This is a genomic window from Paenibacillus sp. VCA1 (assembly GCF_031583795.1).
GTDB classification, from domain to species: Bacteria; Bacillota; Bacilli; order Paenibacillales; family Paenibacillaceae; genus Paenibacillus_AQ; species Paenibacillus_AQ albilobatus.
In genome coordinates, this window is sequence record NZ_JAVLSX010000005.1 from 142,596 (window position 1) to 156,914 (window position 14,319).

At 54.8% G+C, this 14,319-nt stretch carries 14 protein-coding genes; 7 read left to right on the plus strand and 7 right to left on the minus strand.

The features are described from left to right. Positions 1 to 44 precede the first annotated feature (44 nt). From RJP21_RS12475 to RJP21_RS12485, 3 genes are all read right to left on the minus strand, one after another. Positions 45 to 845: an ABC transporter permease gene (locus RJP21_RS12475; RefSeq protein WP_310859577.1), complete on the minus strand. Its 801-nt coding sequence runs from the start codon at positions 843 to 845 to the stop codon at positions 45 to 47. Continuing rightward, positions 842 to 1,618 (minus strand): ABC transporter permease, encoded by a 777-nt coding sequence (locus RJP21_RS12480; protein WP_160039988.1) that lies wholly within the window; start codon positions 1,616 to 1,618, stop codon positions 842 to 844. The genes RJP21_RS12475 and RJP21_RS12480 overlap by 4 nt, the downstream gene beginning before the upstream one ends. A 145-nt stretch (positions 1,619 to 1,763) precedes the next feature. Further along, positions 1,764 to 2,591 carry a hypothetical protein gene (locus RJP21_RS12485; RefSeq protein WP_310859578.1) on the minus strand — a complete coding sequence of 276 codons (828 nt, stop codon included), beginning with the start codon at positions 2,589 to 2,591 and terminating at the stop codon, positions 1,764 to 1,766. 378 nt (positions 2,592 to 2,969) lie between these two features. Between RJP21_RS12485 and rhaD the strand changes: the two genes are divergently transcribed. From rhaD to RJP21_RS12510, 5 genes are all read left to right on the plus strand, one after another. Beyond that, a complete protein-coding gene (rhaD, locus tag RJP21_RS12490) occupies positions 2,970 to 3,776 on the plus strand; it encodes a rhamnulose-1-phosphate aldolase (protein ID WP_310859887.1) in 807 nt (268 codons plus the stop codon). 281 nt (positions 3,777 to 4,057) lie between these two features. Further along, positions 4,058 to 5,317 (plus strand): MFS transporter, encoded by a 1,260-nt coding sequence (locus RJP21_RS12495; protein WP_310859579.1) that lies wholly within the window; start codon positions 4,058 to 4,060, stop codon positions 5,315 to 5,317. A 295-nt stretch (positions 5,318 to 5,612) separates the two neighbouring features. Next, positions 5,613 to 7,037, plus strand: a complete 1,425-nt coding sequence (locus RJP21_RS12500) for an NAD-dependent succinate-semialdehyde dehydrogenase (RefSeq protein ID WP_310859580.1) — start codon at positions 5,613 to 5,615, stop codon at positions 7,035 to 7,037. 156 nt (positions 7,038 to 7,193) lie between these two features. Continuing rightward, complete coding sequence (locus tag RJP21_RS12505) at positions 7,194 to 8,639, plus strand: sensor histidine kinase (RefSeq protein WP_310859581.1); 1,446 nt, start codon at positions 7,194 to 7,196, stop codon at positions 8,637 to 8,639. After that, positions 8,608 to 9,303, plus strand: a complete 696-nt coding sequence (locus RJP21_RS12510) for a response regulator transcription factor (RefSeq protein ID WP_160039980.1) — start codon at positions 8,608 to 8,610, stop codon at positions 9,301 to 9,303. Before RJP21_RS12505 ends, RJP21_RS12510 begins: the two co-directional genes overlap by 32 nt. Positions 9,304 to 9,392: 89 nt before the next feature. Here the strand turns inward: RJP21_RS12510 and RJP21_RS12515 are convergent, their stop codons facing one another. From RJP21_RS12515 to RJP21_RS12530, 4 genes are all read right to left on the minus strand, one after another. After that, a complete protein-coding gene (locus RJP21_RS12515) occupies positions 9,393 to 10,517 on the minus strand; it encodes a peptidylprolyl isomerase (RefSeq protein WP_310859582.1) in 1,125 nt (374 codons plus the stop codon). A gap of 185 nt (positions 10,518 to 10,702) precedes the next feature. Then, entirely contained in the window at positions 10,703 to 11,713 is a 1,011-nt protein-coding gene (gene spoVAD / locus RJP21_RS12520; RefSeq protein ID WP_310859583.1) for a stage V sporulation protein AD, read from the minus strand. 6 nt (positions 11,714 to 11,719) lie between these two features. Next, positions 11,720 to 12,202, minus strand: a complete 483-nt coding sequence (spoVAC, locus tag RJP21_RS12525; RefSeq protein WP_310859584.1) for a stage V sporulation protein AC — start codon at positions 12,200 to 12,202, stop codon at positions 11,720 to 11,722. A 12-nt stretch (positions 12,203 to 12,214) separates the two neighbouring features. Further along, positions 12,215 to 13,075, minus strand: a complete 861-nt coding sequence (locus RJP21_RS12530) for a DUF421 domain-containing protein (protein WP_310859585.1) — start codon at positions 13,073 to 13,075, stop codon at positions 12,215 to 12,217. Positions 13,076 to 13,201: 126 nt separating this feature from the next. Between RJP21_RS12530 and RJP21_RS12535 the strand changes: the two genes are divergently transcribed. Further along, positions 13,202 to 13,408, plus strand: coding sequence for a DUF1657 domain-containing protein (locus RJP21_RS12535; RefSeq protein ID WP_127599620.1), 207 nt, complete (start codon positions 13,202 to 13,204; stop codon positions 13,406 to 13,408). A gap of 220 nt (positions 13,409 to 13,628) precedes the next feature. Beyond that, entirely contained in the window at positions 13,629 to 14,267 is a 639-nt protein-coding gene (locus RJP21_RS12540; RefSeq protein ID WP_310859586.1) for a phosphatase PAP2 family protein, read from the plus strand. The last annotated feature ends 52 nt before the right edge of the window (positions 14,268 to 14,319 follow it).

Here is a 14,319-nt window from a genome sequence, read left to right on the forward strand (position 1 = left end):
CAATCTTCCCGGCGCTGAAAACCGACCTTTCTGAACATGCATTTTTAGCTTCCCGTGCTTTGATAGCGAGAAAGTCCAAACTTCCAAAATTTCATGGCGAGGCCCAGGACGATGGCGGCAAGCAGCGCGATGGCACAAATCAGCCACGGGCCGTATTCGCCCCGCAAGATGTACAAGGAAGGGACATAATTGACGAAACCGACGGGAATGGCGACAAGCAGCAGGGAGCGGAGCCAGGCCGGGTACAGCACAAGCGGGTAGCGGGCCGCCGTCTGCGAAGCGTCCTCCGTCAACGTCTGCAGCTCCTCGATCCGCGTCGTCCAAAAGCCCGCCGTCGCGGTCGCGAGCCCGATGGAGAACAGGATCACGGCGCCGATCGCGATGACGACCAAGGTATACGGAAGAGCCGTCCATGTGATCTGGCCGCTTGCGATCAAACCGTGCATCGACCAGTACAAAATGCCGCCTCCCTGCAGCAGTTCGCCCGGCATCAAACGGACATTTTGGCTCATCAGGGCGAGCAGAATCGGCACCGGCCGCGTCAGCAGCTGATCGAGCTCCCCTGTCGTCAAATACCTCTCCAAGTGGTGGACGTCGCTGGCGAAGGTGCGGTACAGCGTTTTGGATAACGTCATGACGGCAAACAGATACCCTACCTCATACAGCGACCAGCCTTTGACGGCGCCGAATTTGTTCAGAATGATGGCGATCATCAAAAATTCCGCGATTTGGATGATGGCGGCAAGAAGGGTACCAAGCGCAAAATTGAACCTGTATTGCATCCGGCTTCGGATGCTTGAACGGATAAGTACGGCATAGAGTTCCAGCCAATATTTCATTGTCATCCCCCTTGCACCTCCACTTTCCGTCTGACCAGGGCCGTGACGAGCAGGCAGAGCAGCGTGAGAAGCACGCACCATGCAAACGAGCCGGCCAGGACTCCGGCATGTTCGTACCCCATGTACATTCTTGTCGGGACGTACATCAGATAAGGATACGGGGACAACCAGCTGACCGTCTGCAGCCAAGACGGCAGCCATTCCACGGGGATGAGGAACCCCGCAAGCAAATTGATAAGCGCGTGGTTCACCCAGGTCAACCAGCTTGATTCCGTAGTCCAGAGAGATGTCGCGCCAATGATGTAATTGATGCAGATGGACATGTATCCGGCAGCCGCGAGGGCGATCACCGCAAACAGCAGCGCCGCCGGATGCGAGGGCAGCGAAAGTTTGAACACAAGCATGTAGAGCAGGTAAATGGGGAGGGATTTATAAACGAATTGATACGCGATCTGTCCCCATTCCCTGCACATGCACATGACAAACAAATGGACAGGCCGCATCAAATCGAGCGAGATTTGGCCTGTCCTGACCGCTTGCGGTATGCCGAGTCCGTTCGTCATAAAGCCGGACACCCACAGCGATGCCTGATTAAAAGCAATGTAGCCGACCATGCCGTGCACGCCGTATTCGCCAAGCGGGTGGTCCTGTCCGATTCCGATCCAGATGCAGGCATACAGGTAGCCGAAAAGAGCGCTTGCAACGTTGTGCAGCATGTGCGCCCCGCGGTAGTGCAAATTGCGGGCGTACGCTTTGGAAGCCAAAGTGAAATAGAGCATGGAACACCTCCGATAAGTTTTGTGGCGACGTAAACCGTCAACTTCAGTCAAGGCGTAATGAGTGAGAAGGATTCCATCATACCAAAATCTGGCTGGAGGCGCAATCGAAATTTCGGAGGTCGGCTCATTTCACCAGGCGGCGGGTTTACGACACGGAAGCAAGCTGGGATTTGGCGTTTTGCAGGATGCCGCCGATCTGGTTTTCAAGCGATAGAATTTTTTGCTTTTGGGCTTGGACTTGCCGAAGCTGCGACACAAGGGTATTCAGTGTATTGTATATTTGTTTTCCGTTTCCGCCTTTGACGGATTGGGTGACGTTCCGCCACATCGGGCTGACGTTTTTGTTCAGGCTGCTCGCCGTGCTTTTTTCGGCTTTGATCCGGATGCGGAGCGGATCGGCTGAGGCCATGATCCCCCGGATTTTTTTCTGCGCGGCGGTCCGTTTCGTTTTGGCGGCGGCCAGCGCCTGCTCCTTGTTTTTTATGTCCGCTTTGGCGATTTGCACCGCGACTTTCATCGTGTCGGCCTGGGTTTTGAGCGCGGAGGAAAGCTGCTTGTTTTTGAGCTTGCTTGCGGTTTGGATCTGCTGGTTGAGCGACGTGTACATCGAAAACAAAGGTTTGTATTTGTCTTTCGCCTGCTTGGCGGCAGCTTCGAGTTTGGCGATTTTGTCCGCGTCGATCAGCTTGATTTGCTTCGTCAGGTTCGATTTGATTTCTTCGTTTTTGTAATGCAGCGCATTGATCTCCTGATCGGCCTTGCGCAGCTGTTCCTGCAGGTCCGTGAACGTGCGGTACAGCGTAGACAGTTGGACGCGAAGTCCGGCGTCCGAGGCGACGGCGCGATCAACGGCGTTTTGCTGGGACGAAGACCACTGCATCGAAGCTGCGGCTTCAGCGCTGCGGGGGTCAAATAGACACAACGAGATCGCGAGCGACAGGGCGGTAAGGGCCAATTTTACAAAGGGTTTCATCAACATTCTCCTTTACGGTAAAAAATGGGATGAGCGGCTGTGAACATGTAGGCCATGAAATGCAAAAAAAGCACCCGCAAAAAAAGGCATGGCAGCCTTTTTCTTACGAGTGCTTCAACGTAAGCCGATCATCGATAAAATTTCTAATAATATAAATCGAATTCCTGAAAATGTCAATATAAACAGGATAAAAAGACGTATAACGATTATAAACAGACATAAAAAATACAAAATCAAAGATAAATAAACATGGTTATCTTTGTTTGTGTTGACTTCATGGAACCTCGAAGCGTAGGATGAAGGTGAACCATACAGATCATATCAAAGGAGAGGCTTACTGTGAGCACGACAATCATAACGTCGGACCGCTGCTTTTCAATGGCGGAAATCCCGGCCGTTCGCGAAATGGCGGAGATCGCATACCAAATGTGGACACTCGGGTGGGACGAGCGCAATGGCGGGAATATCAGCCGGATTTTAGAGGAGGCGGAGATCGCCCCTTATGTAAACCTTCGCGGAACGGGCCGGACCATCGCCTTATCGTTCCCGGTGCCGGAGCTTGCCGGCAAACTGTTTCTGGTCACCGGATCGGGGAAATACTTCCGCAATATCATTTCCGATCCTGCCGCCAACCTGGGAGTGATTCGCGTAACGACCGACGGCGGGCATGTCGAAGTATTATGGGGGTTTGAAGGAAATGCGCAACCCACCAGCGAATTGGCTTCGCATTTCATGAGCCATATCGAGCGGCTGAACGTCGATCGCGGCCACCGCGTCGTCATGCATACCCATGCCACGCATGTAATCGCCATGACCTTTGTCCATGACTTGGATGAGAAAAAATTCACAAAAACGCTGTGGCAAATGTGCACCGAATGTATCGTCGTGTTTCCCGAAGGCGTCGGCATGCTGCCTTGGATGGTTCCGGGCGGAGCGGAAATCGGACGGAAAACGGCCGGCAAAATGAGGGGCCAACGCGTCGTCGTATGGCCGCATCACGGCATTTTTGCAACCGGATCGACGATCGACGAAACGTTCGGCCTGATCGAAACGGTGGAAAAGGCCGCCCGGATCTACATGCTTGCCGCCGGACACGGCATCAAACAGGCGATCGCCGACCGGGAGCTGTCGGAACTTGCCGAAGCATTCGGCGTGACGCCGGCTCCGGGGATACTTCGAGCGTGACGGGACCAAGCCGCGCAGGAAGAAGGGGCTCATTTGAGGAATTTTTGAGTCCGGCTTGAGGCTTTGTTCCGCAGCGATCCATGACCTTAAAATATAACGTTTTCGGAGCGGCATTTCCACGTGAACTCGCACAAATATTTTTGTGATTTGAGGCCGTCCGTTCATATTGACTCGATTCCCTTTGCGAGTAGAATGAGGATCAAAGAGAAGAAAAAACGGCCTTCGCCCTCTGCCGTTCATGCCCGAAGTTAACAAACTGGAGCCTCGAAGGAGAGTACACCATGATTTCATTTAGAACGAGACGGCAGTACCCGCGCAGGACATCGGTCCAGCGCAAAAACCTGAGGATTGCCACGATGGAAGGCGTGCCCGCGGTGATGTTCCAGACGCTGCTCGGCGGCCAATTCCTGACAGGGTATTTGCTGTATCTCGGAGCGAACTCCAGTCAACTTGGCTTCGTGCTTGCGATCACGACGTTCGTAAATATCGCCCAGCTGTTCGCGGCGTTTTTGATCCAACGGCTGCGGAGCCGGAAATGGACTTTGGTCCTGTTCGTAGCCATCCACCGGCTGCTGTGGGGGGCCACGGGTTTGATCCCGTTCCTTTTTCCCAAGCCGTTATGGGTCACGGCATTTATCATTTTGTATACGCTTGCTTTTACGTTTAACACCGTCGGCGGGATTCTATGGAACTCGCTGATCAGCGATATCGTTCCGGCGCGCGTCAGGGGAAGGTATTTCGGCATCCGCAACACGATGCTGAACGCCCTCGGGACCCTTGTCATGTACGGCGGAGGAATGATCCTGGACCATGAACCCGGGGGCAGAGGGTATCTGATCCTGTACGTCATCGTCTGGATTTGCATCGCCGCCAACATCGCGATGTTTTTCTTTTATCCCGATATGCCGTTCGAGCATTCCTCGGAGCGCCGCTTTGTCCCGATGCTGAAAAAACCGCTTCAGGACGGGGCATTCATGAAAGCGACCCTTTTTTTGGGCGGGTTTCTGTTTTTGCAAAACCTGGTGGTTCCGCTGTATTCCTTCGTCATGCTCGAGCTGCTGCACATCAATCATCAAACGTTGTCGCTTTTGAACGTTGCCCAGACCGTTTTTATGATGGGAAGCTTTTATGTCTGGGGCAGCCTGAATACGCGGTACGGCAATAGGCGCCTGCTTTTTTGGACGCTGCCGGTCATCGCCCTGTCTTGTTTGCTGTGGGGGCTCTTGTGCGTGCTGCCGATGCTTGCCGTCCTGTTTGCCGCTCATATCGTCTTGGGGGTCGGAGTTGGCGGCTTTAACCAGCTGGCCTTCAATTTCATGATCGGCGATACGCCCAAAAGCGAACGTCCGATGTACATGGCGATGTACGCTGCGATTACGGGCGTGTCCGCTTTTTTCGGTCCGCTGCTCGGCGGCAACATCTCCGAAGCGATCCAGCATGGGCCCGAATGGATCCGGATTTACGGCATGCAGCTGATCGTTGGGCTCGCCATGATTGGCGTTACAATGACGTTCGGGCGGAAAATATTGCGGGCCGGCTGAGGCTGCAGAATTGAACATGATCGTTTCAGGAAAACCATCCGATCCGGGAGATCGGATGGTTTTTTTGGCGTTTTTATCCATTTTCCGGATCCGCATTGACGGCACGACCCTCAAAAGGGGTATATTTAATATGTAAGAAAGTATACATTTCAAGAACACGAGGGGGATACATCCCAAAGAACTTCTGCCATATGCAGTCTATTTTTGGGGGATGTCGATAGACGTGTTTTTAATAGGGGAACGTGTTGCGTCAATCAACCTATGACACGCACGCAAAGAAAGGAGAGGCAAACGGATGTATATCCAGAAGATGTATATTAACGGTCAATGGAAAAGCTGCACGGAGGAGATGGAGGTCCGGAACCCGGCCACGCTCGAAGTCATCGGCACGATTCCAAGAGGCGGCGCCGAAGAAGCGTCCCAAGCCGTCGATGCGGCTTTCGCCGCGCTTGGTGCCTGGTCGGCGCTGACGGCGGGCGAGCGTGCGCAGCTGCTGATGAAATGGCATGCCCTGATCGAAACGCACACGCAGGAGCTCGCCGAAATCATGACGACGGAGCAGGGCAAACCGCTCAAGGAAGCGGCGGGGGAAATCGCGTATGCGAACAGCTTCGTCTCCTGGTACGCCGAGGAAGGCAAGCGGGTGTACGGACAGACCATTCCGGCGTCTTCCCCGAATAAACGGATTTGGGTGCAAAAACAGCCGGTCGGCGTCATCGCGGCGATTACGCCATGGAATTTTCCGGCGTCGATGATTACGCGCAAAGTGGCGCCGGCTTTGGCCGCGGGCTGCACGGTGGTCTTGAAGCCTTCGGAGGAAACGCCGTTTACCGCCTTGAAGCTGGCTCAGCTTGCCGAACAAGCCGGCATTCCCGCGGGCGTGCTGAACGTCGTGACAGGGGATGCAGCCCCGATTGCCGAAGCATGGCAGCAGGACGAACGCGTCCGGAAAATTTCGTTTACCGGATCGACGGCGGTCGGAAAAACGCTGATGCGCGGCGCGGCCGACACGGTGAAAAAAATTTCCTTGGAACTCGGCGGCCACGCGCCGTTTATCGTCACGGCGAATGCGGATCTGGACAAGGCGGTGGACGGATTTATCGCCTCCAAATTCCGCAACGGGGGACAAACCTGCGTATGCACGAACCGGGTATACGTGGAGGAAGGAATCGCGGAGGAATTTGCCGCAAGGGCCGCGGCGCGCACGTCCGCCCTTAAAGTCGGCAACGGTATGGTGGAGGGCGTGGACGTCGGTCCCTTGATCAATGCGAAAGCCGTCGACAAAGTGAAACGCCAGATCGCGGATGCGAAAGCCAAAGGCGGCCGGGTCCTGGCGGGCGGAGACGCGCCGGAGGATGCGAGCGGCTATTTCATGATGCCGACGGTCATCATGGATGCCACCGACGAGATGGAGTGCATGAACGAAGAGACGTTCGGACCGCTGGCGCCGATTGCGACCTTCCGCACGCTGGAGGAGGCGGTAAAACGCGCCAACCGCAGCCCCTACGGGCTGGCGGCATACGTCTTCACCGAACGGATCCGGGAAGCCATCTATGCCGCGGAAGCGCTGGAATACGGCATCGTCGGCGTCAATGATCCGCTGCCTTCGACGGCGCAGGCTCCGTTCGGCGGTTTCAAGCAAAGCGGACTCGGCCGGGAGGGCGGCCATTTCGGCATCGAGGAATATTTGGAGATCAAATATATATCGCTCGGACTTTAACAATGGAAATTGGGGCTTCGTGACGCAAGCAAGTTCATGAATTCTACACATTTTAAGGATATACTGGGCGGGTAGACTTGCATGATGATCCGGCAGCCTGAATCTGCCGCGAACGCGGCGCTGCCGTGACATGCCAAGAAGGAGCAAGGGATCGCAATGAATAGATGGAACCGGATCGACTTCAAGCTTGGCGCCGTCATGCTCGGCCTGTTTATCGTCGTGCTGCTGCTTCTGGGCGTCGTCTTTAACGGCCTGTTTACGAAATTCACGACGAAGCAGAGCCATAACGAAGCCGAGGAGCTGGCGGCCCACGTCGTCGGCATGCTGAAAAAACAACCGTCCGCATCCGCCAATCTCATCGGCACGATGTCCGAATTTTCGAACGTGGATATTTTTATGCTGCGCGAGGACGGCACCTTTTCCGAAAGGGATATGAGGCTCATCCGCGAGCGCGGCTACCCGGACGGGATTTGGGACAAGCCGAGCTTGCTCGCGTCCCGTCAGGTGGAGACGGAATTTGCGGTAAACGGAAAATGGCTGCTGCTTCACGGCAAACCCATGCAGGATTCCGGGGGCCGGTTCAGCGGGGGCATATACGTCATCAGTTCGCTGGAGGCGATGAAGCATTCGATCCGGACGATCCGGATGATGATTTTGATGACGGGGGCGGGAGCGCTGATCGTTACGCTCGGACTCGTGTTCGTGCTTTCAAGGAAGCTGTCGCGTCCCCTGCTTCAGATCGAAAAAGCGGCGCGGAGGATCGCAAAAGGGGAGTTCGAAACCCGGATGCCCGTCGCGCGGAAAGACGAAATCGGGTCGCTGATCGGGGCGATCAACGATTTGGCCGGCGAGCTGCAGCGGTACAGGGATACGCGGAACGAGTTTTTTGCCAACATCTCGCACGAGCTGCGGACGCCGGTCACGTACCTGGAAGGGTATGCCGACGTCCTTGCGAAGGGACTGATCCGGGACGAGGAGGAGCAACAGGAAACCTTGGGCATCATCGCCCGGGAAGCGCGCCGCCTCATGGTCCTGATCCGCGAGCTTTTCGACCTGGCGAAAATGGAGGAGGGCCGGATCGATCTCTGTCCCGAATGGGTGGACGTAAACGAACTTTTGGATCAAAGCGCGCTGAAAGTGAAGCTTCGGGCGGAAGACAAAGGCGTCGCCGTTCGCGTGAGCCATCCGGAGAAGGAGCTGCATATTTGGGCCGACGTCAATCGGATGGAGCAAATTTTAATGAACCTGCTGGACAATGCCGTTACCTTTACGTCCGAAGGAGAAATCGTACTCGCCGCAACCCGGGAAAAGGACCGCATAAGGATTGAAGTCCGGGATTCCGGGCCCGGCATACCGGACGAAGAGCTGCCGTACGTATTCGAGCGTTTTTACCGGGTGGAAAAATCCCGCTCGCGGCAATACGGGGGCAGCGGTCTCGGTCTTTCCATCGTGAAAAAACTGGCGGAGCTTCAGGGCGCGGCGGTGGAGGTTCGCAGCGGGCTTGGCGAAGGAACCTCCTTTGCCGTCGTGTTTCCGGCCGGGGCTTGCGCCGAAGAGAAAGGAATCGGAAATGAGCCAGGATCAAGTATTGATCGTCGATGATGAATGGAATATGCGCAACTTGCTGCGCATTTATTTGATGCAGGCCGGGTTTGGCGTCAGGGAAGCCGCAAGCGGCAGGGAAGCGCTGGACCTGCTCCGGGCGAACGCTTTTGATGCCGTCATTCTCGACATCATGATGCCCGATATGGACGGATGGCAGGTATGCGGGGAGCTTCGCGCCTTTTCGGCGGCGCCTGTATTGATGCTGAGCGCCCGCTCCGATACGAAAGACATCGTCAAAGGGTTGAAAATCGGCGCCGACGATTATTTGCCGAAGCCGTTCCAGCCCGAAGAGCTGACCGAAAGGATCCGCGCCCTGATCCGCCGATCGAGGCAATCCCGGATCCAGGCCGGGCATGTCCGGAAGCTTGAGCTGCCCGGAATGACGATTTACCCGGAAGGCAGGGAAGTGCTCGTGCACGATACGCCGGTGGATCTGACGCAAAAGGAATTCGACATTTTGCTGCTGCTGGCGGAAAACGAACATCGGGTGTATTCGCGGGACATGCTGATCGAAAGTCTGTGGGGGAACGATTATGCCGGAGATTACCGGGTCGTGGATACCCATGTCAAAAACATACGCGAAAAGGTCCAGCGGGCAGGACTTTCCTATACCCCGATTCAAACGGTGTGGGGAATCGGATACAGATGGCAACGGGAGTGACCTCATCGTAAGGCAAAATCATGGAATGCTTATATCCTGAATGCAAAAAAAAGGATACGCCGCCTGGCGTATCCTTTTTGATGTACCGATTATTTGCTTTCCTCTTTGCTGGAAGCTGCCGCTTTTTCCAGGCTGTTCGTAATTTTCGCTTTGGCTTTGATGTCGGCAAGCCAAGTCGGCGCTTTCTGCATGAGCTGCTGGAAGATCAGCTGCTCCTTGATGTCCGCTTTTTTCTCATCCAACGTAGCGGTATGAGCCGCTTTGTAGCCCGTTTTCTTAATGATATGGTAACCGGCTTGCGTCTTGACGACGCCGCTCAGTTCGCCGTCCTTCAGCTTAAACGCGGCATCCTCGAATTCTTTGTACATTTTGCCGCGCGGGAAGTACCCGAGATCGCCGCCTTGGTCCTTGGAGCCCGGATCCGTCGATTTTTCCTTGGCCAGCTTCGCGAAATCCGCGCCGTTTTTCAGCTGCTTCAGAATGTCTTCGGCTTCTTCCTTGGTGGCTACAAGGATATGGGAAGCTTTCACTTCTTCAGGCGTATCGAAGGAAGCTTTGTTTTCCTCGAAATATTTTTTTACGTCTTCGTCGGTGACCTTCACTTCAGGCTCGAGCAGCTTGCGCAGCTTCGCCTGCATCTCCATCTGATCGTTGAAGTCTTCTTCGCTCATGCCGCTTTGGGCAAGCGCGGATTGGAAGGTTTCTTCGTCGCCGTATTGCTTTTTGATGAACGCTTTTTCTTTATCGATGTCGGCTTGGGTAACCTTGAGGCCTTTTTTGGAAAGCTCCTGGTTCAGAAGCGTTTCGGAAATCAGGGTGTCCAGCGTTTGCGTGCCGCCGACCTTCACCAAGGCGCCGTACAGCTTGTCCTTCGTAATTTTTTCGCCGTTGACCGTTGCGACCGCTTCGCTGCTTACGCCTTTGGCGAATGGAGGTTTGATCAGCACGACGACCAAAACGATCGCCAGCACTAAGGAAACGACCATCCACAATTTGCTGCCGGCGGCAGGAGACGGTGTCGGCGGCACGGAGCCGGCTTTTGGCGCGGCAGGCGATTTGGCGGAAGCCGGAGCTGCCTTTTCTGTCTTTACAGGAGCCGGTTTTTCCGCGGCAGGCTTGTCCGAAGGCTGCGCGTCCTGCCCTTGGTTTACCCCCGATTGCTCTTCAGGTTTGAGGTTTTCTTCATTCAATGTGTCTTTTTCTTTTTCTGACATTAAATCTAACTCCTCCTTTGATATAACAATAACACTTATGCGTATCACTTTACCAGATTCGGGACCATTTATCCTTAAGAAGAAATAAATTGTGAAGAAAAAATTTTAATGCAGTTTTAAGAAACGGCAAAAAACATGGCCGTTTTTCGCCAAAAGCGACGGAAACAGCCATGTTTTCCGGACGTTTATTTCTCCCGTTCGATGGACACCGCGTGGGCGATGCAAGGGATCGATTCGTTCTGCTGATAGGTCAGCGGGGACAGGAGAGCGCCGGTGGCGACGACCAAAATCCGGTTCAATTCGCCGCGGCGCATCCGGTTCAGCAGATGGCCGTAGGTTACGACCGCAGAGCAGGCGCAGCCGCTCGCACCCGCCTGCACGTTTTGCTTTTCGTAATCGTAGATCATCATGCCGCAGTCCGAGTACGTGGTCTGCTGCATGGGAATGTTATGTTTTTTGAACAGATCGGAGGCGATTTGATACCCGACCTTCGAGAGGTCTCCGGTCACGATCAGGTCGTAATACCCGGGTTCGATCTGCAAATCGCGGAAATGGGCTTCGATCGTATCGACCGCCGCCGGCGCCATGGCCGCTCCCATATTAAAGGGATCGGTGATCCCCATGTCGACGACCCGGCCGATCGTCGCGGAGGTGACGTACGGGCCGCTCCCGTCCTGCCCGATAACGGCTGCCCCGGCCCCGGTGACGGTAAATTGGGCCGTCGGCGGCTTTTGCGACCCGTATTCGGTCGGGTACCTGAACTGTTTTTCGACGCTGGCGTTATGGCTGCAGGTGGCGGCAAGCGCATGTTTCGCGCCGCCGGAATTGACGACGTACGCGGCGAGCGCAAGGGTTTCCATCGAGGTGGAGCACGCCCCGAACATGCCGACGTATGGAATGGCCAGCGTTCTTGCGGCAAAGCTGCTCGACACGATCTGGTTCATGAGGTCGCCGCCGAAATGGAACTGAATTTGCCCTTCGGTCAATCCGGCATGCTGGATCGCCATTTTGGCCGCTTCCTCGAGGAAAGCCCGCTCGGCTTTCTCCCAGCTGTCTTGTCCGAGGTAAAGCTCGCCGTGAACGATATCGAAGTCTTCTGCCAGCGGTCCTTGTCCCTCGAACGGGCCGACCGTCGTTGCGGTGGAAAGGATGGAAGGCTTGTTTTCAAACAGCCAGCTTTGATGGCCTTTCAGCATAGCGGTTCAACCTCCTACTATTTTGGGATCGAATATGACGTAGGCGATGCCGACGGCAAACGCCGCAAGGGTGCCGAAAACGATGACCGGCCCGGCTACCTTGAAAATGCTGCCGCCCAGCCCGATCACGACGCCGTCCCGGCGGTATTCGATCGCCGCCGATGCCATGGCGTTGGCAAAGCCGGTGACCGGCACGGCGGTGCCCGCTCCCGCCCATTGGGCGATTTTGTCGTATACGCCGAGGCTTGTCAGGATGACGGAGATCAGAACCAGCACGCCAACCGTAGGGCTGCCGGCTTCCTTTATGGTGAAACCGCCGAAACGGACAAACAGCTGCTGAATGCATTGCCCTAGCAGGCAAATGATGCCGCCGACGAGAAATGCCCTGCACAGTTTGTTGAAGGCGAATTTGCTCGGCTCGCGTTTTTTGGCAAGCTCCTGGTATTCCTGCATGACAGGGGTGAGCTTTTTTTTCTTTTTGCTGACCATATCATTGTCCTCCTAACGCGTTAATAACGGCTTGACGTCGTCGATCACCTGATCGAGCCGGGTGGCGCATTGCCCATATAGCGTTTTGGCGTCCAGCCTGTCCGTGGACAATCCGAACATTTCAAGATCCGCCTGGCATTTTTTCAATTCGGCGAACAACATCGCTTTTTGCTGCGGCTGGGGTACCTTGATCTGGTCGTCGTACAAATCGACGTACAGCTGCCCGTAAGCGTCCACTTGCCCTAAAAATACGTTGTCCAGGGAAACCCCCAGTTTTTCCAGCTCCGCATGGATCCATCTCCGGTTGAGTCCCCGCGTAGCCAGCGGCTCATCCATGATCTTCCCGTCGAGGATGACGGCTTGCGGCTCGGATTCGGGACCGACCTTGATGCCCAGATGCGTCGGCGTAAGAGGCTGGTTTTCTTTTTTGAGCAGGACGTTGATTTCACCGTTGGGCTCCATGACGGCAAATTCCACTTCGGCCGCTTTGAAGGCATTTTTGCTCCGCAGCAGCTGCATGAGCTCCTCGTTGGTCAGACGCTCTTTTTTCAGGTTGTCGTCCATAACCTTGCCGTCCTTGATCAGGACGGTGCTTTTGCTGTCGAGGAAATCGCGGGCTTTTTTACTTTTCAGCTGCAAAAACTCGATGCCCAGCGATACAAGCACCCATACGGTCAAAGAGATGACTCCCAAATACCAGGCTTCCTTGACATTAAGCGAAATCGCCGCCGCCAGATCCCCGATCGTAATCCCGGTTATATATTCGAAGAAGGAGAGCTGGGAAATTTGTCTTTTGCCAAGGAGCTTGGTCAAACCAAACAATACAACGATGGATGCCAGGGTGCGGATAATGACCTCGACCCATTCCGGCATAGCATAACCCCCATTTCAGTCTGAATAACCAAATTATTTGCATCGCTCCCCCATTTTATGAATTTTTTCAATCCATGCAGGTTAGATTATGATTCGTACTCATTCTGCAAAGGAGGTGAGACCGACATGACAGTTTCTTCCCAAGTGAAAACGACTCTCGCTTCTCTGAAAAGCGCGCAAGCCAGCTTGGAGACGTTTGCGCTCAGCACGCAAAACCAGGAAGCCAAAAACCTGTTCACCAATGCCGCTCAGCAAACCCAGCAAATCGTGCAGCAGGTAGAAAGCAGAGTGCAGCAGCTGGAAAACGAAGAACCGCAATACAAAGGATTCTAATCCTTCCTGCAGGGGGTCTCGTTACATACCGGACTTGACCCGTAGACGCGAGCAGCGGCAAACAGCCGCTGCTCGTTTTCTATCTTTCGGGCATCCCAAGCATCGGGAAAAACAACAGGAACAGGGGACGTTCTGCCGAGCGCGTGACAAAAGCATCGGGTTTATGGATAATAGGAAAAGACTGTAGAGGCTTATCCAAAAGTTGGGAGGATGTTTTGTCATGGAATCGCGCCGCGGACCGATTAAAATAGCGCTTATCGCCGGCCTTGTTTTCGGCGTTTTATTTATTGCCGTAACGCTCCTGATCGTTACCGGCCGCATCGCGCCGTTTGACGACGCCGTCATTGCCGCCGTGCAGGGGATGGAGAACGACCGTCTGACTTCCGTCATGAAATTTTTCACCCTTTTAGGTTCTTCGTTAATGGCGGTTATTCTTTCCGTGGCGGCTTTTTTGTTCCTGATGATTGTGCTCAAGCACCGGCGGGAACTGCTGATGTTCGTGGTTGCCGTAGGCGGCTCCGAATTTTGGAACGTGCTGCTGAAAAATCTCGTTCAGCGCGCCAGGCCGAATATGCACCGGCTGATCGAAATCTCCGGATACAGCTTTCCGAGCGGCCATTCGATGGGGGCGTTTTCGCTTTACGGCGCCTTCGCCTTTTTGTTGTGGAGGCATATCCCCGCATTTGCCGGAAAAATCGCGATGATCGTAGTCGGGGTCGCGCTTACGCTGATGATCGGGATAAGCCGGATTTATTTGGGGGTTCATTACCCGAGCGACGTGCTTGGAGGGTATTTGGCGAGCGCTTCCTGGCTCATGTTTTCCATCGCCTTGTTCGAAAAGCATTGGCGGCGCGCGTAAAACTTGCATGGCAAGCCGGGCCTCGCGTAATATGGTGACATAGAGCATTTTT